The following is a 20273-nucleotide window of genomic DNA, read 5'->3' on the forward strand; positions in this document are numbered from 1 at the left end:
GCAAACATAGCCCACATAGCACAAGACCAGCCCCAGCCCACCAAGGCATCATAAGCCCGGTCAGCTCAAAAGCTTTCGCCACGCCAAGAGCCCCGGATGGGCCAGCAATGATGCCCAATCCCACGATGACGGCCTCAAGCAGGGAGCCAGTCTCCCTGCCAGGGACCGATGCCGCGACTTCTCCATGTTTGACCAGCTTGATCGTCAGCGACGCCTTGTCGCTCGGGGTAGGAAGTTCCGGCGGATTCGAAGATGACATTCGTTTCTCCTAGGCCCGTCGATGCCCAGGTAGTTCCTGGGCGGGGATCGACGGCCCCCAGGCCCTCGACGCCCGCCGCGGCGCACCTGCCGGCAAGAACAAGAGCTGCCCATCACCTGCGTTCACCTCCTCTGCGCTCGAGACCTCGAGGCGACTCGAGACCTTCAACCTGAAAGCGTCTACACGATACCACACCTTCTTCACCCAGACGCCGCATGCATGCACCTGATCCGATGATTTATGCACCACTTATTCGTAACGAACGCACCCAGAGGTTGCGTCGCTCGCGCCATGTGATGCATACTTGCGACGTAGATCGCTTCCGGGTGCCCGCGTCGAAGCACATGTCCACCATCTGGACCTTGCCATCCGCCTGTGATGACGAGGGGAGGAAGGCAATGTCACCAAAACCCAAGATCACGCCCCTCCCGGCTGCCGAACGCTATTCGGTCACTCTGGTACCTCCAGCGGTTGCAGCTGTGAATAAGCTCACCCAGTCCACGGGGCTGAGCAAGACGGACGTGATCAATCGAGCCGTCCAGCTGTATGCGTTCGTGGATGAGCAGCTTCAGAACGGCAGCATCGTGTTGATCCGTCATCCAGACGGCGAAACCGAACGAGTCGTTCTGGTTTGATACCGAATCGAACAGAAATCCGCGATATCGCCGACTAAGCGTGACGGTGTGCGCCTCTCGCCAAGGGGCACACACCGTCACGGCTTGATGTTCAGAAACGACACGGTCGTTCCCCTGTAAGATCAGGAAACGGCACGGGGCACGCCACCACCAAGGAGTGCGCGGTGAGCCAACCTCCAAGTGCCGAGCCCACGCTTTGGGAACTGCACCGTACGCTGCAACAACTCCGAGAAGATCAGGGAGATGGCCTGCGGCAACTCCGCGACGACCTCCGTAACGACATCATAGTCCTCGCCGACCGGCTGGAGGAGGTCGTCACGAAAGATGTGTATCAGGCCGACCAGAGGTTAGTGAACCAGCGTCTGAAGGCACTTGAAGAGGAGCAGAGGACTCGAGCAAACAACCGGAAGTGGCTGGTCTCGGCATTCGTCGCTCCGCTGCTCCTGGTTATCGTTCAACTGTGGCTGGCCAGTCGTGTCTGAACAGGCCGATAGGCTCGTACCAGCTCGTTCATCAGGCGCGGGGGAGAAGCAGGACGCGTCCGATGGCAACACCCCTCAAGGCTGACCGCGTTCTCGCCGTGTTCAGGTCTGCCGGCCTGACCGTGCGCGAGGTGCGGTCCTGGAAGATCCACAACCGCAATCACATGGGACCCTGGGGCCCCGCGCACGGCGTGATGATCCACCACACCGGCCCGTACTCGACCGAGTCCGGCATGGTCGGCCTGTGCTACAACGGCCGCTCCGACCTTCCCGGCCCGCTGTGCCACTCGGTGATCGGCAAGACCGGCACCGTCCACATGGTCGGCTGGGGCCGCGCCAACCACGCTGGCCGCGGCGACGGCGACGTACTCGCCGCCGTCATCGCCGAACGCGCACTGCCCACCGACAACGAGGCCGACACCGACGGCAACACCCACTTCTACGGCGCTGAGCTCATCAACGCCGGTGACGGCCGCGATCCGTGGCCGGAAAAGCAGCTCGACGCCGCCGCGCGCTGGGCCGCCGCGCTGTGCCGCGCACACGGCTGGACCGAGCGGTCGGTGATCGGGCACCTGGAGTGGCAGCCGGGCAAACCCGACCCCCGCGGGTTCTCGATGAACGACTTCCGCGCCCGCGTCGCCCGCCACCTGAAGTCGCCGCAAACCAAGCCGGCCGCCCCGAAGCCACCGACGCCGACATACGCCCCGCCAGTGTTCCCCGCAGGGCTCGCCCCCGGCAAGGAGCGGCCGTCCGCGAAGGCGCTGCAGAAGGCGCTGCGCGCGGCCGGGTTCCTGACGATTACTGACAGGGACCTGGCCGACAACTACGGGCCGCGTACACAGGCGGCCGTGGTCAAGTTCCACAACCGGTACCCGCAGTTCCGGACGCAGGGTGTGGCCAAGGACCCAGCGATCGGCCCGACGGGCTGGAAGTACCTGTTCACCCTCGCCTACGGCAAGAAGTGACCAGCCTGCTGACCGTCGGCCCGCTTCGCCCACCACCCGCCACACACCGGCCTCGGCGGAGACGCGGTCAGAGCACACGACGACGTCCGCGCGGCGTGCCGCGCGCTGACCGTGGCCCTCAACGAGTGGCTGCCGGGGAGTCGTGAGAAGGAGCTCGCGCTGACGCTGTGCGAGCAGTCGACGTTCTGGGCGAACGCCACCGTCGCCCGCAGAATCAAGGAGGCTGACAACTGATGCTCTACAACTATCTGCTGTCCCTGGCCCGGACGGCCGCGCCGGTCGGCGCTGGGTGGCTGATCACCCAGGCACTCCGCGTGGGCGTCGACATCGACAGCGCGCCTGTCGAGTCCGCGCTGACGGCGGCGTTCTCCACGGTCTACTACGCCCTGTTCAGGTTCGCGGAGCTGCACCTGTCCCAGCGGTTCGGCTGGCTGCTGGGCTGGGCACGCCCGCCGAAGTACGAGGCCGCATAGGTCACGCTGCCGAGAGCCGCCCCGAAGGGCCAGGCCGCTCAGCACCGAAATGGAAGAAGGTCCCCGTCGCGTGCGACGGGGACCTTCGACCTCTTGGAAAGGCCCACACTACCGGGTTTCCGAGGCAGTGCCGGCTCCCACTGCGCGGCTGGTTACAATCTATATGCGCATGCATTGTGACCGGGAGGCACTGGAGTGACAGAGGATCAGAGGCCGGCCGCACGGAAGCCGTACCTGGTCGGCGGGGCTGAGTTCGCCGCGCTGTATGACGTGAAGCGTCTCCAGGTAAGCCAGTGGATCAGTCGTGACCACACCCTCGACTACCGCTACGCCAAGATCATCAGCGGGTCGCCGTACTGGCTCCTCCAGTTCGCGAAGGGTTTCGGGCAGACGACCCCACGCACCAAGCATGTCAACGAGGCCGAGCTGGCTCGGCTGATCAAGGAACAGGCGCCAGGGTACTGGGTCGGGGAGGTCAGCCAGCTTCCGCCGCTGGTGGGTCAGGCCGAGCTGGTGGCGCTGTTCCACCTGCCGTCCGGCGCCCTGTTGCGCAAGGCGGTAAGCACGGGACGCTTCCGCCCCGCCGACTACACGCTCTCGGGATCACCGATCTGGCTCCTGGAGCCGGTAGTCGATGACGCGCCCGTCCTCCAGGCCGGCGCGCGCGCCGTCGATTGGACCGTGGACGAGCAAATCTTGGCCGCGCTTCGCAACGGCACCTACGACGGTCCCGGCGCCCGGATCATGCCCCGCGGCAAGGCTGCGGCTAAGCCCAACTAGCGTGAGTACAGGGTGACTTGATATTGATCCAACCCCTGTTTGCATATAGAATAGGAGTGCATCCATCGGGATGCATTCCGAACCGCCGGAGGACGAGATGGCGCCCGCCAGGGGCCCGCCGCGCAGGGGGCCGACTTCATTGCCGATCGACAACACCCCTTGATAGAGATAGATTCCAACACTTCAAAGTGTGCGTCTCACTTCTCAGAGGGGGGAAGCCTTGCCGATCGAACAGCCACCGTTGTTCGGCACTGTCCAACCCGTCCGCCACCCCACCGACATCGGCAACCTGACCATCCAGCAGCGGTTCGAGGCGTTCCACGCGCTGAACCCCTGGGTGCTCCGGGCGCTGGCCCGGATGACCGCCGACTGTGCGGAGAAGGGGTTCGGCCGCATCGGGATCGGCATGCTCTTCGAACTCCTGCGCTACCAGTACGGCGCGGCGACCCGAGGCGACGAGTTCGCGCTGAACAACGACTTCCGCTCCCGGTACGTCCGGCTCCTCCTGGCCGAGCACCCGGAGTGGTCACCGCTTTTCGAAGTCCGCGCCCTGCGCGCGGACTGACACGACTTCTTGGAGCCAGATCGTGAACGCACCACCGGGTACCGCCAGGCCGCCCGTCATCAAGCTCAAGACCCGGAGACCGACCGGCGTCGTCCCGTGGCCCCTCCTCCTCATCGAAGGCGAGGAGGGGGCCGGCAAGACCTACTCGGCAGCCCAGTTCTCCGGCAGCGACCGCATCGGTCAGATGTACTGGATCGATCTCGACGAGGGATCGGCCGACGAGTACGCGGCCATCGACGGTGCGAACTACCTGATCATCGAGCACGACGGGACCTACCGCGACATCCTCGAACAGGTCGAGGCCATCCACACGGAAGCACGTCGCGCGGCGGCAGCCGGGGAACCCCCGGTCGTCCTGACCATCGACTCAGGCTCGGCCCTGTGGCGCATGCTCACCAACTGGACGTACGAGCGGGGCCGCCGGACGAAGAAGAACCGCGCGCTGCTCCTCCAGGACCCGGACGCCGCGTTTGACATCGGCCGGAACCTCTGGAACGACGCGCTGGAACGGTGGAGCCGGATCATCTACCTGCTTCGCACCCTTCCCGGCATCTCCATCGTCCTGGCCCGCGGGAAGCAGGTCAGCGCGACCGACGACAACGGTCAGCCGGTGCACAACAGGAGCGAATGGAAGGTCTCAGCCCAGAAAGACCTGGGCTTCGACTCCACCTGCTGGGTGCGGATGAAGCGCAACACCGACCCGCAGGTCATCAAGGTCCGCTCCCTGCGCATGCGCGTGGACCAGAGAAAACCCCTGACCCTGCGGGACTTCAGCATTGAGGACCTGGTCTTCAACAAACTCGGCTGCTCCGTCGAGTCCCAGCCGCGCATCATGCCCGCGCTCTCCGGCGATCTGGTGCAGCCGTGGCTGACCCGCGTCGCCGAACTCAAGGCCAAGGACGCTCTCGCCGCGCTGTGGCGCTCAGTCCCGGACCCGAGCAACCGGCTCAGCCGGGAAGAGATCGCCACCATCCGTGCCGCCGCCGAACAACGGGCGGCTGAACTGGACAATCCCCACTCGGAGATGGGTGGAGGTCCCTTGACGGACGCGGACAAGCTTCGCGCCGCCGCCGACCGGAAGGCCGCCGAGCAGGACGCGGACGCCGAACAGTGACCGCCACTCATTCACCTCTTGGAGCACTCTGATGTCCGTAGCGACACTCACCGGCGGCGGCGCACCTTCTATCTGGGGTGCCGCCCATGATGTCGACGCCCGCCGTCCCCGGTCACTTCAGACCCAGCTCGGGGCATCCGACACCGTGTGCGGCCGACGAGCGGCCTACATCGTCCATGGCTGGACGCCGACCGATCACGCCGACAAGCGCGCCGCCATCCTGGGCACGTTCGTCCACCACGGGCTGCTGGAGTCGGCCCGGACGGAGTATCGGTGGCTCGTGGAGCGCAGCGTCCAGGATGACCTGATCCGGGGGCACGTCGACGTCGTGCAGCTTGACGAGGCAACCGCTGGTCGGCTGCCCGCACGGCACAGGCCGGCGGTTCCTGCGGACGTGCTGACGGTGGAGGACGTGAAGACGAAGTCCACCTACCTGTGGGACCGAGTCCTCCGCTACGGCGCGACCGCCGCCGAGCTGCGTCAGGTCCTCCTGTACGCCGGTGCGCTGTACGAGGTCGGGTTTGAGGACGTACCGGGGCAGCGGTATCTCTCCCGGTTGGGTCCCCTGGACATCGGTCGCGTCCGTTTTCGTTTCATCAACCGTGACAACGGTGCGGAGCACGTTCAGGAGATCGACTTCGACCCACGGCGTGCCGCCGAGGCACGGTGGTGGGTCGAGCGCGTACGCGAGACCGGCAACCCCGAGGAGATGCCACGCGACTTCGACGGACCGGGCCTCGACGCCATCTGCGACTACTGCCCGTTTCGCACCCGGTGCTGGCCCGGAGCGGCTCCAGGTGTTCCTGAGCAGACGGCGCTCATCCACAACGACGCGGACCGGGAACAGGCACTCGCCGACTACGTGAAGGGACATGAACTCAGCAGCGAGGGCAACCGGATCAAGGCATTCGCGCGCAAGAAACTGGACCAGTCCCCCGCAGGTATCTACGGCCCCAACAAGCTGTCGTGGCGCGGAGGGAATGACGAGGAGAAGGACGACGTGGAGGCGATGGTCGATCTTCACGAGATCGCCGACATCCCGGTGCCGATGAGACCGGACGCGGATCGCATGGTCAAGAACCTCCGAGCGGCTGGGCTTCCCGTTCCCCGGCGGAAGACGGGAAAGAAGACACCCCGGGTCATCAACATCGGGCCGGCCTGATCCTGCATGCCTGACTCTCCAGCCCCGCCCGTACATGACGGGCGGGGCGCCCCTCACGCCGCCATGCTCGTATCGCCCCAAGGGGAACCGTGTCCATCCAACTGATGATCGCTGCGGCGTATCTGCCGCCCGACGCGCTGAGCCAGAGCCAGAAGCTTGCCCTGATGAAGATCGCGGATAGCGCCGACGACGAGACCCGCCTCGCCCGCCCCGGCTTGATCCGTCTCGCAGCCTGGGTGGGGGTGACTGACAAACGGGCCATCACCATTGTCACCGAGCTGATCGAGAAAGGCCTTGTGGAACGTGTGGAAATCGGCCGGGTGGGTCGATCTGCCGCCTACCGGATCTTCCCCCTCGGGGTTCCCTCAACACCCACCACGGCTGACCTCAGGGAGGCCGCCGCTGCACGTAAAGCCGCGCCGAAGAACCCCCGCAAGGCACGTTCCGGGGTGAAGCGTTCGGCTCCCGCCAAGCCCGCGATGACGCATGCAGACGTCGAGGCCCGCAAGGCCGATCGTCGGCAGCAGACCCAAGACGGGTTCCACACGGGGAACCCATCGAGCGGCCCCGAAGAAACAGGGTTCCACGAGGGGAACCCTGAAGCTGTACAGGGTCGGGTTCCACAGGTGGAACCCGACGAGTTTCACGCGGGGAACCCAATCGGTTCCACCGGTGAAACCCCTTCCTTTCCTGGTCCTTCCTCTGCCCTTCCTTTCCCCCCTACCCCCACGGCTGCCGCCGCGGGGGAGCCCGCATCCGCTCCGAATGACCTACCGCCCCCGGCGGCAGACGATGTACCGGCGAAGGGCTGTACGCGCCACCGTGAGCACCCTGCTGCCTCATGCCGTGGATGCGGCACCAACCCGCGTGCTGGGCGCGAGAAGCAGCGCAGAGAGGAAAACGCGGCCGAGCATCAGGCAAACGGACGCTTCTGGGACGAGTGGCACGACGAAGCGGCCAGCCGTCGCCGACAGGCTGAGGAACGATCGGAGGCGGTAGAGGCGGCACGAAGAGCCGCGCGTGATGCCGTGCGGACCGACAAGCGCCAAGGGCCGCAAAATACTTGGTCGCCGAAGTGAATATTTCACCGAAAATCTAGACACCCCAGGCAAAGCATATAGAATAGAACCACAGGAAAGGAGATGGCCGCCTCGAAGGGGCCGCCAAGGCCGCTCGCCCACCCAGCCTCGCGCAATCACCACCTCCGCGCACGAGGCATTGACCACCCCACAACTCGCACGACCAAGCACCCCTCCCGCTCAATAAATAGATCCCAACTCTGAATAGTTGGGCGTCGCGTGACCTCTTGGAGTGATACTCATGAACAACAACCTCGGTTTCCTGGCGCCGCCGCCCGAGCACGGCAAGATCGAAGACCCGCTCTGGCTCAAGCTGTGGGACACCTACGAGCCGGTGATAACCGCGCTGCGACGTATCCCGCTCACCACCAACGTCGAGATCTCCGGCGGCGAGTTCGGCATCACCGCGACGCTCATCGACGGATCCCACTTGTGGATCTCCTCCCTGGCAGACCTGCCGCTGAACCCCTCGCAGCTGGAGGGCTGGCACGTCAGGCGTGCCCACGAGGACACCCCAACCGTCGACGAGCTGGTCTACGACTCCACCGAGGACGGTGAGCAGTCACAGCACGGCAACAACATCGCCGCCCTCATCCAGGCGATCGCCACATTCGTCACCGAACGGCATCTCGCCCCGCGGCTGATCGATCTCACATCCGTCCGGATCGACGGCGTGACCAAGCGCCATCGCCCCATCAGCCAGCTCATCGAAGGCCCCTTCCCCGACCGCCGTCAGGCGATCTCGGAGTACCACTGCGCGGTCCACGACCTCATGGAGCGCGACTGGCGATGCGTCCACAAGCAGGGCGGAGCGGAGTGGCCGCTCACCATCTGGGAACTGGACGGTGAGGTCATCACCGTCTACGTCGCCCATGTCGGCCAGGCGATCGTCTGATGCCGAACACGGAACCAGGTCTGCCGGGCCCAGCCCGCAACGAACGGGTGACGCAATGACCGCCCTGTGCGCACTGCTCGCCATCTCCATCTGCGCCTTCGTCATTCTCGCCGTGATCATCGTCACCGATCTGCGCGAGGAAGCCCGCGACCGGCTGACGAAGTGCAGCACCTGCGGCGCGCATCACCCCCGACACGCTCCTCACCGCTGAACACGTCCGGCCCGTTCACCGCGGGCCGGACGGCACGGACCTCCCGGAGATTCCGCATGGGACACCAGATGTACATCCAGACCGCTGACGGCCAAGTCGCCAGCGGCACGGGCAACACCTTCTACTTCACCCACTGGGCAACCCTGGCCCTCACCGTCGAGACCATGGCCAGGTTCGGGATGGTCACGGAGCTTCCCTGCCCCTCCGTACCGGAGATGTCCAGCTACGGCCTCACCGTTCAGGATCTCGAGTTTCCCTCACGCACCCTTCCCGACCCGGAAATCGTGAGGCGCCTCACCGAATTCCAGTCCGCGTACCAGACAGTCCTGGACACCGCAGAGGCGACGCCGGACGGCATCCCGTCCTACAAGCTCGTGAACGAGGTCGGCTTCCTCGTCACAACCGCCGAGATCAGCGCCGCGCTGGCCTCCTACGAGGGGCACCCCGACGCGAACAACGCCGAGCGGCCCGGGAGCGACCCGACGTGGCGGATCTGGGTGGCATTCCTCCGCCACGCCCGAACGCAGGGCGGCTTCCGCGCCTACTGAATCCTCGCCGCCCGGCGCCGCGCAGACACGGCGCCGGGCGGCCACAGACCTCCTGGAGAGCAACCACCCACCATGGCCACAGTCATCGACCTTCTGTGCGGCGCAGGAGGCAGCAGCACCGGACTCGTCGAAGCCGGGTACGAACTGGTCCTCGGGATCAACCACTGGCAGCTCGCTCTTGACACGCATGCCGCCAACCACCGAAACGCCGACCACGCATGCATCGACATCTCCGGCTTCCCGATGCGCTACCTACCCAACGCCGATGTTCTCTGGGCATCGGTCATCTGCACGGAGATCAGCCCCGCCGGCGGGCGGCGGCGTGAGACCCCTCAGATGGACCTGCTCGACCTCATCGAGGAGGGCGATGACTGGGAGTCCCTGACGAAGGACGCCTTCGAGCGGACCAGAGCCACCGCCTGGTGTGTCGTTCGGGCCGCCGAGGCCAAGCGATTCAAGGCCATCGTCGTGGAGAACGTCATCGAGTTCGGCCTCGACTGGATCCTGTTCCCCAAGTGGCTCGAGGCGATGGAGCTGCTCGGCTACCAGTACCAGATCATCTGCGTCAGCAGCGCCCACATCGGCGACGACACCAACCTGCGGGCCCCGCAGTGGCGCGACCGGATGTATGTCGTCTTCACTCTGAAGACCATGCGCAAGCCGGACCTGGAGCCCCGGCCGCTCGCGCCGTGTGTCGATTGCAGCGAAGACGTGCCCGGCATCCAGTCGTGGAACGTCGAGGGCGTACGGATCGGAAAGTACCGGCGCGACTACATCTACCGCTGCCCCAACACCCGCTGCCGTCACGCCATGGTCGAGCCGTACGTCCGGCCGGCCAGCGACATCATCAACTGGAACGACCTCGGCACGCGCATCGGCGACCGCAAGAAGCCGCTCGTGGAGACCACGATGGAGCGCATCCGCGCGGGCCTCCGAAAGTATCCGTACCGCCCCAGCTCGGTCACTCTCACTCACGGCAAGGACGGAGGCGACCGCGCGTACGCCGTCGAGGACCGGCCCCTCCCGACGCGCACGGCCAAGCAGGGCGACGCGCTCCTGGTGCCGACAGGCGGCTCGTGGAACACCGACGCCGTCCCCGTCGACGTACCACTGCGCACGCGAACCACCCGCGAAAGCGAGGCCCTGCTGACGGTGGACCCATTCATCGTCGAGTTCCGCAACCATGCCACCACCAGGCCCGCCCACTCCCCGCTCAGCGGACTGACCGCCCAAGGCAACCACCACGGCTTGGTCACCCACGCCGGCCACGTGCCCGCACAAGCGCGCAACACCCTTGTCGTGCCGTACCGCAAGAGCGCGGTGAAGACGGCCGCCGAGCCGGTCCACACCCTCTCCACCCGGGACTCGGCCGCTCTCGTCCGCTCCGCCCCGGACGTCAACGACTGCTACTTCCGCATGCTCAAGCCCCGCGAACAACTCGAAGGGCAGCGATTCCCCGCGAAGTACGTCGTCTACGGCAACCAGGCGGAGCAGACGATGCAGGCGGGCAATGCGGTCTCGGTCAATGTCGCGCGGTGGATCGGCCAGCGGCTGGAGGCGGTCCTGTGACCGGCTCCCGAACCCAGCCCGGCACGCACGTCGCCGAGCACGCCCCGTGCTGGGGTGAGCTCGACTTCGCCGTGGCGGACGACCGGTGGAAGACGGAGAAGGACCTCGTCGCGATCTGCGCACCGAACCTCTACGTCTGCGGCGGATGCCCGTACCGCGCCGAGTGTATCCAGCAGGTACTGCCGGCCAAGAGCAACTTCGACGGCATCTGCGGAGGCCGGATCTGGCTCAACGGCACGATCATCCACGCCCTGCCGGAAGCCCAGTCGTCCGAGCTGCTGGCGCCGGTCATCCGGAAGTCGTGCGGCACCGCCGCCGGGTCGCGCGCCCACCGCCGCGCCGTCGAGCAGCAGTGCCCGCGGTGTGAACTCTTCGCCCGCTTCATGCCCGATCCAGCGGACGAGGCGGAACAACTCGAACTACCCGACATCAGCTGATCAACCACCCGCTCGACTCACAGTGAGGAAGCCCCATGAACAAGATGCTGCTCATCGAGGAAGTCGCCGCCAAGCTCGGCTCCCGGACCATCGCCACGGAAGCGGTGGAAGCGGTGTTCGACTCCATCGTGCGCGCCGTTGCCGGGGGCGAGCGCGTCAGCGTGACGGGGTTCGGTTCGCTTGAGCCGATCGCGCATCCCGCACGGTTCGCCCGCAATCCGCAGACCGGCGAGCGCGTACGCGTCGATGCCAGACGCGGGGTCCGGTTCCGCGCCGGAACGTCCTTCAAGGCCCTGGTCGACGGCACCAAGCCGCTTCCGGAAGAGGGCAGCGCCATCAAGAAGGCCCCGAAGACGCCTCGCGCCTGACCAGTCCGCCAGGCCGTCCCGGAACCACCGGGACGGCCCCGAACCCGGAGCACACAATGACTGCGCACGTCGTTCAGTTCAGCGGCGGCATCGGCAGCTTCGCAACGGCCGTCCGCGTCGCCGAGAAGTACGGAACGGACCACCTCACCCTTCTGATCGCCGACACCCAGGTCGAAGACCCGGACATATGGAGGTTCGCCGAGGACACCAGTCGGCTCCTGGGCGTGCCGTTGACCAAGGTCGCCGACGGACGCACCCCCTGGCAGGTCTTCCGCGACAAGAGGTTCCTCGGCAACGACCGGCTTGCCCCCTGCAGCCGGACGTTGAAACAGATCCCGTGTCGGGCGTGGATGGAGAAGCACCGGGACCCGAAGTACACGCTGGTGTACATAGGGATCGAATCCACGGTCCGCGATCGTGCCCGCATACCCGCCATCGCTCGCGCGTGGAAGCCCTGGCATTCCCGCTTTCCCTTGTGCTCGAGGTGGGAACGTCCCCGGACCAAGGCAGAGCTTCTCCAGGAAGCCCGCGCCTTGGGCGTCGCTCCACCGCGCCTGTATGAACTGGGCTTCTCTCACAACAACTGCGGGGGAACATGCGTCCGGGCCAGGGTACGCCAGTGGAAACACCTCCTGGACGTCATGCCCGACCGGTACGCCTACGCCGAACAGCAGGAGGAGGATCTTCGGCGGCTCCTGGGTCCTGTCACGATCCTCCGCCGACGTCGCAAGGGTGTCGCCACGCCTCTGTCCCTGGCCGATCTTCGGCACGAGCACCAGGCCGCGCCGATGCTGCCGGCCCCGATGACGGCAGCGAGAACCATGACCGCGGTCACCTTGGAGGCGAGCCGGTGAACAGCAGCGCCACGTACTCGGACGATGGGCTGCGCCATGATGTCGCGGACCCGTCGACCTGGACTGTTCGGATGTGCGGACGCCGCTGCTCCACGTGCATCTTCCGACCGGGCAATCTCATGAGCCTGCAACCCGGCCGTGTCGCGGAGATGATCAAGGCAGCCGAGGCGAGCGAGGGACACGTCGTGTGCCACAAGACCCTCGGCACAAACGCACCCGCCATCTGCGCGGGGTTCGCCGCGCACCCGGCAGGGCGAGTCCGTTCCCTGGCCCTCCGCCTCGCAGACAGCGGTGTGCTAAGGGCCGTCTTCGTTGCCCCGGACAAAGAAGGCGGCGCGGCTCCGGAGGGCGTCAACGCCCCGGCAACATCCGGGAACTGACCAGCCTAGACGCCCAAGCCCAGCCACGAAGGTAACGCTCCTCCGCAATGAGAAATGTTGCCCTCGATTCCATCAAACACCCCTAAAGCATACAGAATAGAACCAACAGGAAGGTCCGCGCGGTGATCGATCTACGCGCGGACCTACACCACAACCAGGGTTCACCATCTCTCGATTGCACATACATAAGAAGCAAATCGAGGCGCGATCGGCCCTCCGAACGGAGCTTCATGTCCCCTCGTCACCCCATCCCAGTCATCCACGTACCAGAACACCATCTCGGCGCCATGTCCCTCGTGATCCTCACTCGGGCACCCGACGATGCCGCCCTTCGAGCCGCCGCGCGGCTCGCGGACAGCGCGGCAACCGCGGCCTGGTCCCTGCGCTCCGACGACCTCCGGTCACTGAGCCGGGTCGAGTACCGGCAGCTCCTCGACTACACCGCCGCCCCTCAAGTGCTCGACCTGGCCTTCTACCTACGGGGCGACAGGACGCAAATCCGCACGCTCATGGACCACATCACCCGCGAGATCGCCGGCTTCCTCGCTCACTACGCCCCGCCGTCGCAGCCCTGAAGCAAACCGACACATCGCGCGATCGAAGGACACGGCCATGACCAACCCCATTCCTACCTGGTGGGTCATCTACCAGGAACCCAACCCCGCGTCGATGGAAGTCGTCGCCGTTGAGCCTGCGCCCGACAACGCCGACGCCGAAGACGAACGGTGTGCCGGACTCAGCGCCGCCGGCCAGCACGCGTACGTCATCACCGCTTCCGATCCCGCCAGCGCACACAACATCGCGCTGGAGGTCTGGGCGCGAGAACTCGCCATCTCCCCGAGCCGCCTCGCCGCAGCAACCGCGTACATCGACAGCATCCGTGCCTGCCAACGCCCAAACGGTCACGACCAGCATCGACGACCGTCGACGACCCAGGAGTGACAGCATGAACCAGCTCGACCTGTTCTCCGATACCGCGGCCCCCGACACCCCACACACTCCCGCACCAGCGCCGCGTAGGTACCGCATCGATGTCCCGCCGTCACCCAGTCCCGCCGCGGCCCCCACCCGGCCTCACCCGACTCAAGGCAAGATCACCTCCGCCCTGAGGCACTACCGCCCAGCACAGAGGAACCCGCATCGGGCCGCGTTCGATATCGCCGAAGCCGTCAGCCACGCCTGGCACCACGCCCAGGGAGGCGCGGGCATTGAGATCCCCGTGGGCGTGGTGGCCACACTCGCCCTTTGGCCCCTCCGCGGCCCCGACGCCTACCTCGCCGCAGACTGGTGGCTCAGCCTCAACGACACCCAGCTCCTCGCCGCCTTCCGGGAATGCTGGGCTCGCTGGTGGATCACGCGCCCCGACCTGATCGACCGGGCCACACCGCTGCACAAGTGGGTCGACGACGATGCTCCCAGCCCCAAGCGCGCTCCCGCCGTACAGGCGGTGGTCAGGGCGGCTCTCACCAACGGCCTACTGCACCTGACCAGCAGCAACGACCCCGGCCTCAGGTCCTCTGCGGACATACTGGGCCTTCTGCTTGCCATCATGCGCTCACAGGGTGCTCACGATGCGCTCGCAGAGATCCATACGCCGCCGGACATTGCCGAAATTATGGCCCGGGTAACGCTGGACGGCATGACGCTTGAGCCCGGAATGATGTTCGACGAGCCCGCCGGCGGGACCGGCGGCATGTACCGCGCAGCCGTGCAGGCCATGCGGGACAGGGGTATAGATCCGCACGACTTCGGATGGTCGCTGACGGATATCGACGAACTTGCCGCGGCCGGCGCTGCCGTCAACGCGATCATCTGGGACCTCGGCCCGCACGTCCTGATCGCCTGCGGCGACACGCTCCACGAGTACGACCTCTACACGAAGGCGGCCCACGAGGCTCGCGAATCCCTGGAACGGCGCGACAGGCTGCACGCCCAAGCCACCTTGCTGGCAACACTCCAGAGGGCCGAAGCCCTTGTGACGCAGGCATCTGACCAGGAAGAACGCCAGCAAGCCTCGCGTAAAGGATCTTGACCATAGCCAGATTGCATATAAAATAGAACTAGCAGCCGTTCCCCGCGACCCCCGCCAACTGGAGGGCAAATGACCTACAAGAAGGACGACCGGATCGCCCTGGTCCACACCACCGATCCGCATACGGCGCTCGCACCCAGAGACACGGGGACCGTGCGCCGCTTCGATGCCCGCCTCTCCATCCTCCACGTGAACTGGGACAGCGGCTCCACCCTCTCGATGCTTCTCGAAGACGGCGACGAGGTGCGCCCCCTCTAACACTACCGGGCCCGTCCAACCGGGGCGGGCCCGGCGCTCCACCAGCAGACCTCTTGGAGAACCCCGCATGCTCATCACCAACACCGCTGTCCGGGAAACGGCAGTCGCCGTCGCCCAGGCCCTCGGTGGGGACTGGACCCTCGACCTTGAGGTGCCGGCCGACCGCACGGCCCACCTGCTCCACAGCGACGGACGTTCCATCAGCTTCACGCCCAGATTCAACGGAACCACCGTCCAGCTATGGATCACCGGCAACGCAGATCCCACACTCGCCAACGACACGACCGACGAAGAACGAGAAGCTCACAAGGCATACGTCGCCGTACGACTCCCCGAAGGGCACCGGTACCACATGGCGGCTACTCTCATCACCGAGGAAGACGAGGAGCCCGCAGTTATCATCTTGCGCACCCTCGAAGATCTGCTTCCCGCCTTCGACCACAAGCCACGCTACGTCGGCCATCGGCCGTGGATCGACCTCTTCGACAATGTCCTCGCTGCCGTCTCCACCGAAAGAGGCACCACCCCTGCTGGCACCGCTGCGGAACAGCCGGACGCCGGACAGGAGAGCGAAGGCCGCCCCGTAGGGCCCCGGCCCGAGGACGAGCAACACGTGACCGGGGTGTCCGTGCCCTAGAGCCGACGCGGGAACTAGATGCAGTCCGCGGCAGAGTTCCAGAGCGCATAGCCACGGCTAGCTGAACAGACGTGGGCCCACCGCTTGGGTGGGGCCCACGTCTGTTCAGTCCTTTTCGGCGGCCTCCGACTCCAGATCGAACCGGTACGTGCCGGGAACCTGGAACCGCCGCCCGCCGTTCTCGACGGTCTCGAACCGCAGCCCGTGCGTTACTCCGCCGCTAAGCCGACCGTCCTTGTTGCGCGCGTTCAGCCCGCACGCCTCGAAGAACTCGTGCTCATCAAGGTTCGGGTCGTTGTAGGCCAAGACCTGGGCCGCAACCCAAGCCACGTTCATGGTGAGCATCCTGGTCTGCTGCGGATCCAGCTGCGTGGGCGTCGCATTGCGGCCGTCCATCTGCCGGTTATGCCCGGCTTTGTCCGCCCGATACGGGGCGTCCGACCAGTCATGCTGCTTGATCTCCGCCGCGAGCTGCGCGGCAAAACGGCTCAACACGATCCCTACACTCCCTAAGAGTTGCGGTGGACTCGTGCCCCCCTATGGGGCGTCCACCGGTCCAACTAGGGTACCACCACGCCAGGATGGGGTTCCGTCAACATCTAGCCAGGGAGCTGGCCCCACGGTCTGGAGTGCGGCAGCAGGTGCACATTCGCGTGCACCTTGCGGTGCACCCGGACAGAAACACCGACACGCTGGAAGGTAAATCCGCTGCGGCAGAGTTTGGACCCCCTCACCGAGCTGGGGCGATCATCTACCCACACGCCGCTCCATGCCCGCGGGGACCTGGTGAGGACGCGTTGAGGACACAAAGACAGGAACAGACCGGCAAGGGTTCCAGTCCACGAGCATGCGACAGGTCATCTGACCTGGGAAAACTCCCAGAATCAGCACGAACGATCAAGGGCCGTCAAGATCCTCTAAGGACTCATAATCCGTCGGCCGTGGGTTCGAGTCCCACCCGCCCCACCAGCGAGTTACCGGGCAGAATCGTTCTGGCCAGGGGATACGCGAAGCAGCGAGGGCACGTCGAGGGCTCGGGAGACACAACTCCCGGGCCCTCGTGGCCTTTCCGGGGCGGCCTCGTCGTGGACACCGCCGAGTGCGGGGCCGCCGCCCCCGAGAGCAGCAGACCATCACCCTGTGCGGCCACGCAGATACTGAGTCACGATTCAGTGAAACGTACTTCAGCATTTACGAAGCGGGAAACATGATGGACAAGCCTGCACACGTGTTCGACCGGATGCAGGAGTGGGCCGGGCTCTCCGCCTTCGTGGTACGCGAGCAGCCGAGAGCCGCTCTGGGAGTAGTCAGCGGGCGGCGGCGGCAGGGGAAGAGTTTCCTGCTCGAGGCGCTGGCCAGGGAGTCCGGCGGGCTGTACTTCGGAGCGACCGAGGCGACGGAGGCGGAGTCGCTTCGCCTGTTCTCGGACGCACTGGTCCGGCATACGAAGGCCGTGCCCGAGCATCCCTTCCGCGACTGGAACGACGCGATCTCCTACGTGTTCCGGCAGTACCGTGACCGTCCGACCGCCGTGGTGATCGACGAGTTCCCCTTCCTCGCCCGGGCCTCGCCGGCATTGCCGTCGATCGTCCAGCGCGAGTTGGGACCTGGAGGGAGCGGGCAGGGGAGCCTGGCCAGGCTGCTGCTCTGCGGGTCGACGATGTCAGTGATGGGCTCATTGCTCTCCGGGCAGGCGCCACTGCGCGGGCGCGCCGGGCTCGAGATGATCGTTCAGCCCTTCTCCTATCGGGAGGCCGCACAGTTCTGGGGCATCACGGACCCGCGGCTTGCCCTGCTCGTACACATGGTGGTCGGCGGAACTCCGGCCTATCGCGAGGAGTTCGTGGCGGGCGACGCCCCGGACGGTCTCGCGGACTTCGACGCCTGGGTGCTGCGTACGGTGCTGAACCGCCAGAGCCCGCTGTTCCGCGAAGCCCGCTACCTGCTGGCGGAGGAGTCCGCCATCAGGGACCCGGCGATCTACCACTCGGTCCTCGCCGCGATCGCCACCGGCAACACCGTCAACGGTGCGATCGCCAACTACACCGGCCGTAAGCCGGATCAGATCGTGCACCCGCTCAACGTGCTCGAAGACTGCGCACTCATCGCCAAGGAGCCCGACCTGTTCCGATCCGGCCGCGCCCGCTACCGGATCACGGAACCGCTGGTCACCTTCTACGAAGCGATCATGCGGCGTCATTGGGCGGAACTGGAGCGCGGCAGGAACCACACCGTCTGGGAAGCCACCAGGCCGACCTTCGACAAGCAGGTGGCGGGACCGCACTTCGAAGCGATCTGCCGCGAGTTCGCGGCCTCCGCGGAAGCGGATGTCTACGGTGACGTCCCAGCCGAGGTCGGTTCCGGCGTGGTCAGCGACCCGGCCGGACGCAGCCAGATCGAGATCGATGTGGTCGTGCTCGCCGCCCAAGAATCGAACGCACCGCGCAGGATCCTGTCGCTGGGAGAAGCGAAGTGGGGCGAGGTAATGGGGCACGGCCATGTACGAAAACTCGAACGCGCCCGCGACCTCCTCACGGCCAAGGGGTACGACACGACCGCCACCGTGTTCGCCTGCTACTCCAGCGCGGGATTCACCGTCGAACTGCGAGCCGAAGAGCGCGGCGATCTCGTTCTGGTCGGGCTCGACCAGCTGTACTCCGGTGGGGAACGGGCGGGTGACTCAGCCGGGTAGAGCCGCTGCGACGCCAGGCATTGACGTCATCGGGGGATGCCTTCGTCCACGCACCGGCCGAGCACGAAGAAGTCGCTGTGCCGACGGGCGGCCCGGGTGCCCCCGCCCGGGCGGAGTCAACGAGCGCTTCTCCGCGGGTCTTTATGCTGTCCTGCGTGATCGCATCGCGTCAGGCGGCCTCATCCGATGCCGGGCGAACGGCTGTTGTCCGTCCGACGCCCGTCCACGAACCATCGGCGTCAGTGTCCGCATGCCCTGACCTGGGCCGACGCTGCAGGGATACGGCTCTACGGTCGAACGCGGTGTTCAGTGCCATCAGTTCGGCGACGAATACGATACCCAGATCGCCGAGATGGCGGACGGTCTGAAAGACAACAAGAAGTTCCAGGCCATGCTGGACAAGCGCGGCTGGACCATTGACTACGATCTGCTGAAATATGCTGGGAGAGACATGGATCTGATTATCGATCCCCCGCGCGGTGTCGAGCCTGTTCGCATCGGCATGACACTCGATGAAGTCCTGGAGGCGCTCCGTCCCTTCGGCGAGCTCCGGAAGCGCGGCCCGCTCCCCTTCTTTCCCGCCGTCACGGTGTCGGTGAACATCAATGGGCTGGACTTCCAGGCGCTCCTGGAGGACGGTCGGCAGGTCACAGCCATCGAGCTGTGGCGGCCGGGCATCGGCAGGGGTGGGACCGTCCGTGTCCTGGTCGATGGAGAGGACGTGTTTGCCACACCTGCCGACGAGCTGCTCGAGCACGCGCGAAATCGTGGCTGGGGGTTGGATGAATCGGACCCGGAACACCCGAAGATTCCAGGTGTCACCCTCCGCTTCACCCGGACCACGACACAGGAGGAATACCCGCGCAGAGCGGATGGTGTTCCGGTGTATTTCACGGCAGTGCTGGTTGCAGACGAGAAATACTAGCGCCCTGAATCTGGGTGCCGTACCGGCGACGACCGGAGAATGGTTCCGGATCGCGCTCGAAGGCTGATTCAGGTCAGTCCTCGACCGGCCCGAGAGGTTCGAGGATCAAGGGATCCCAGAAATTTCCACAATTCGGACAGGTCTTGTGGTACGCATGTTCCGCCCGTCGCTCCCTTTCGTCATCGAAGATCGGGAAAGGGCTCATTTCCCGAATCACGTACTGACTTTTCTTGCACGACATGCACTTGGTTCGCATGAACTCTCCGGCGAGAGCCGCTTTATCTCGGGTGATAACACCAGCACTTCCCGTCGCGATAATCTCGTCGTCCGCGTCGCGAAGATCGCGACCGTCACTCCAGTGCAGAAAGAAGCAAGCCATCGGAATTTGTGGGCGAAACCTCACGACGATCCGCCGAAGTCGCGTATGCCGAATCGTCAGATCCTGCATTCCGGCTCGGAGATTCCCGATCTCCGGCACGAGTTCCACAATCTCAACCCCGGCAGGGTAGTAGACAATGGTCCGCTCCCGAACCGTCAGTCGTCTTCCTTCCATTCCTCCACCTTGATCATATGCGGGACCAGCACTTCCTTCTCGGACGACCCCTCAAGGGTCTGCATCACAACGTCACTCACCCGAACCTGTGCCGTATACACCGGACCACCATCCGCAAAATCCCGAGCCACATTCGGGTCAGTCGTGAAAGACATCATACTGCGTGGCCCGGAAACGTCCTTAAGTTCTGTCCCAAATTCCGCATGCGCATGGATCAGGTTCTCGATTCCACCCCATTCCGCAAGCGCGTTGGAGTGGGCCCTTTCAGAAGCAACCAGAGCATCCGTCAGAGATCCCGATTCCTGGAAACCTACGTAGGCCGCATCGCTCATCAGCATGCCTTCGGCCTGGTAGGTGTCCGTGTCCTGATACCGCCCGCTTCCGCGATATACAGTTATCG

Annotated in this window: 25 protein-coding genes and 2 pseudogenes; 24 read left to right on the forward strand and 3 right to left on the reverse strand. The window is 65.5% G+C overall.

Annotation, left to right across the window (positions count from 1 at the left end):
• Positions 1-474: 474 nt before the first annotated feature.
• The 22 genes and pseudogenes from SRB5_RS36375 to SRB5_RS08085 all read left to right on the forward strand — a co-directional run bounded on the left by SRB5_RS36375 (position 475) and on the right by SRB5_RS08085 (position 15703).
• Entirely contained in the window at positions 475-894 is a 420-nt protein-coding gene (locus SRB5_RS36375) for a hypothetical protein (RefSeq protein ID WP_228389866.1), read from the forward strand.
• Between the two features lie 164 nt (positions 895-1058).
• Positions 1059-1376, forward strand: a complete 318-nt coding sequence (locus tag SRB5_RS07990) for a hypothetical protein (RefSeq protein ID WP_153450714.1) — start codon at positions 1059-1061, stop codon at positions 1374-1376.
• A gap of 62 nt (positions 1377-1438) precedes the next feature.
• Positions 1439-2341, forward strand: a complete 903-nt coding sequence (locus SRB5_RS07995; protein WP_153450715.1) for a peptidoglycan recognition protein family protein — start codon at positions 1439-1441, stop codon at positions 2339-2341.
• Positions 2342-2404: 63 nt separating this feature from the next.
• A pseudogene (locus tag SRB5_RS37050) lies at positions 2405-2575 on the forward strand (Acb2/Tad1 domain-containing protein); the annotation flags it as partial.
• A complete protein-coding gene (locus SRB5_RS08000; RefSeq protein WP_153450716.1) occupies positions 2575-2814 on the forward strand; it encodes a hypothetical protein in 240 nt (79 codons plus the stop codon). The pseudogene SRB5_RS37050 and the gene SRB5_RS08000, both read left to right, overlap by 1 nt.
• A 195-nt stretch (positions 2815-3009) precedes the next feature.
• Positions 3010-3594: a hypothetical protein gene (locus SRB5_RS08005; protein WP_153450717.1), complete on the forward strand. Its 585-nt coding sequence runs from the start codon at positions 3010-3012 to the stop codon at positions 3592-3594.
• Between the two features lie 220 nt (positions 3595-3814).
• Positions 3815-4159 carry a hypothetical protein gene (locus SRB5_RS08010; protein ID WP_228389867.1) on the forward strand — a complete coding sequence of 115 codons (345 nt, stop codon included), beginning with the start codon at positions 3815-3817 and terminating at the stop codon, positions 4157-4159.
• Positions 4160-4181: 22 nt separating this feature from the next.
• Entirely contained in the window at positions 4182-5273 is a 1092-nt protein-coding gene (locus tag SRB5_RS08015; protein WP_153450718.1) for an AAA family ATPase, read from the forward strand.
• A gap of 31 nt (positions 5274-5304) precedes the next feature.
• Positions 5305-6435, forward strand: coding sequence for a PD-(D/E)XK nuclease family protein (locus SRB5_RS08020; RefSeq protein WP_153450719.1), 1131 nt, complete (start codon positions 5305-5307; stop codon positions 6433-6435).
• 89 nt (positions 6436-6524) lie between these two features.
• Complete coding sequence (locus tag SRB5_RS08025) at positions 6525-7514, forward strand: helix-turn-helix domain-containing protein (RefSeq protein ID WP_153450720.1); 990 nt, start codon at positions 6525-6527, stop codon at positions 7512-7514.
• Between the two features lie 241 nt (positions 7515-7755).
• Entirely contained in the window at positions 7756-8409 is a 654-nt protein-coding gene (locus SRB5_RS08030) for a hypothetical protein (RefSeq protein ID WP_153450721.1), read from the forward strand.
• A gap of 55 nt (positions 8410-8464) precedes the next feature.
• Positions 8465-8620 carry a hypothetical protein gene (locus SRB5_RS08035; RefSeq protein ID WP_153450722.1) on the forward strand — a complete coding sequence of 52 codons (156 nt, stop codon included), beginning with the start codon at positions 8465-8467 and terminating at the stop codon, positions 8618-8620.
• A 56-nt stretch (positions 8621-8676) separates the two neighbouring features.
• A complete protein-coding gene (locus SRB5_RS08040) occupies positions 8677-9168 on the forward strand; it encodes a hypothetical protein (protein WP_153450723.1) in 492 nt (163 codons plus the stop codon).
• A 72-nt stretch (positions 9169-9240) separates the two neighbouring features.
• Positions 9241-10737 carry a DNA cytosine methyltransferase gene (locus SRB5_RS08045; protein ID WP_153450724.1) on the forward strand — a complete coding sequence of 499 codons (1497 nt, stop codon included), beginning with the start codon at positions 9241-9243 and terminating at the stop codon, positions 10735-10737.
• Positions 10734-11174, forward strand: coding sequence for a hypothetical protein (locus tag SRB5_RS08050; RefSeq protein WP_153450725.1), 441 nt, complete (start codon positions 10734-10736; stop codon positions 11172-11174). The genes SRB5_RS08045 and SRB5_RS08050 overlap by 4 nt, the downstream gene beginning before the upstream one ends.
• Before the next feature lie 35 nt (positions 11175-11209).
• Positions 11210-11527 (forward strand): annotated as a pseudogene (locus tag SRB5_RS08055) (HU family DNA-binding protein); the annotation flags it as partial.
• A 71-nt stretch (positions 11528-11598) separates the two neighbouring features.
• Positions 11599-12396: a hypothetical protein gene (locus SRB5_RS08060; protein WP_228389868.1), complete on the forward strand. Its 798-nt coding sequence runs from the start codon at positions 11599-11601 to the stop codon at positions 12394-12396.
• A gap of 667 nt (positions 12397-13063) precedes the next feature.
• Positions 13064-13351, forward strand: a complete 288-nt coding sequence (locus SRB5_RS08065) for a hypothetical protein (RefSeq protein ID WP_153450727.1) — start codon at positions 13064-13066, stop codon at positions 13349-13351.
• Between the two features lie 37 nt (positions 13352-13388).
• Positions 13389-13718: a hypothetical protein gene (locus SRB5_RS08070; protein ID WP_153450728.1), complete on the forward strand. Its 330-nt coding sequence runs from the start codon at positions 13389-13391 to the stop codon at positions 13716-13718.
• 4 nt (positions 13719-13722) lie between these two features.
• Positions 13723-14808, forward strand: a complete 1086-nt coding sequence (locus SRB5_RS08075; RefSeq protein ID WP_153450729.1) for a hypothetical protein — start codon at positions 13723-13725, stop codon at positions 14806-14808.
• Positions 14809-14877: 69 nt separating this feature from the next.
• A complete protein-coding gene (locus SRB5_RS08080) occupies positions 14878-15066 on the forward strand; it encodes a DUF4314 domain-containing protein (RefSeq protein WP_153450730.1) in 189 nt (62 codons plus the stop codon).
• Between the two features lie 67 nt (positions 15067-15133).
• The gene (locus tag SRB5_RS08085; protein WP_153450731.1) at positions 15134-15703 is read left to right on the forward strand and encodes a hypothetical protein; all 570 of its coding nucleotides are present in this window, start codon (positions 15134-15136) and stop codon (positions 15701-15703) included.
• A gap of 105 nt (positions 15704-15808) precedes the next feature.
• On the opposite strand, the gene SRB5_RS08090 is transcribed toward SRB5_RS08085, so the two are convergent.
• A complete protein-coding gene (locus tag SRB5_RS08090) occupies positions 15809-16198 on the reverse strand; it encodes a hypothetical protein (RefSeq protein ID WP_194292871.1) in 390 nt (129 codons plus the stop codon).
• A 733-nt stretch (positions 16199-16931) separates the two neighbouring features.
• Between SRB5_RS08090 and SRB5_RS08095 the strand changes: the two genes are divergently transcribed.
• Both SRB5_RS08095 and SRB5_RS08100 read left to right on the forward strand, forming a co-directional pair.
• Positions 16932-18395, forward strand: coding sequence for an AAA family ATPase (locus SRB5_RS08095; protein ID WP_323377259.1), 1464 nt, complete (start codon positions 16932-16934; stop codon positions 18393-18395).
• Positions 18396-18747: 352 nt separating this feature from the next.
• Positions 18748-19320, forward strand: coding sequence for a hypothetical protein (locus tag SRB5_RS08100; RefSeq protein ID WP_228389869.1), 573 nt, complete (start codon positions 18748-18750; stop codon positions 19318-19320).
• Positions 19321-19393: 73 nt separating this feature from the next.
• On the opposite strand, the gene SRB5_RS08105 is transcribed toward SRB5_RS08100, so the two are convergent.
• Together SRB5_RS08105 and SRB5_RS08110 are read right to left on the reverse strand one after the other, a co-directional pair.
• Positions 19394-19873, reverse strand: coding sequence for a hypothetical protein (locus tag SRB5_RS08105; RefSeq protein ID WP_153450733.1), 480 nt, complete (start codon positions 19871-19873; stop codon positions 19394-19396).
• Positions 19855-20211 (reverse strand): hypothetical protein, encoded by a 357-nt coding sequence (locus SRB5_RS08110; protein ID WP_153450734.1) that lies wholly within the window; start codon positions 20209-20211, stop codon positions 19855-19857. The genes SRB5_RS08105 and SRB5_RS08110 overlap by 19 nt, the downstream gene beginning before the upstream one ends.
• Between the last annotated feature and the right edge of the window lie 62 nt (positions 20212-20273).

Origin of the sequence: Streptomyces smaragdinus, assembly GCF_009604385.1 — a bacterium.
Lineage (GTDB): Bacteria > Actinomycetota > Actinomycetes > Streptomycetales > Streptomycetaceae > Streptomyces > Streptomyces smaragdinus.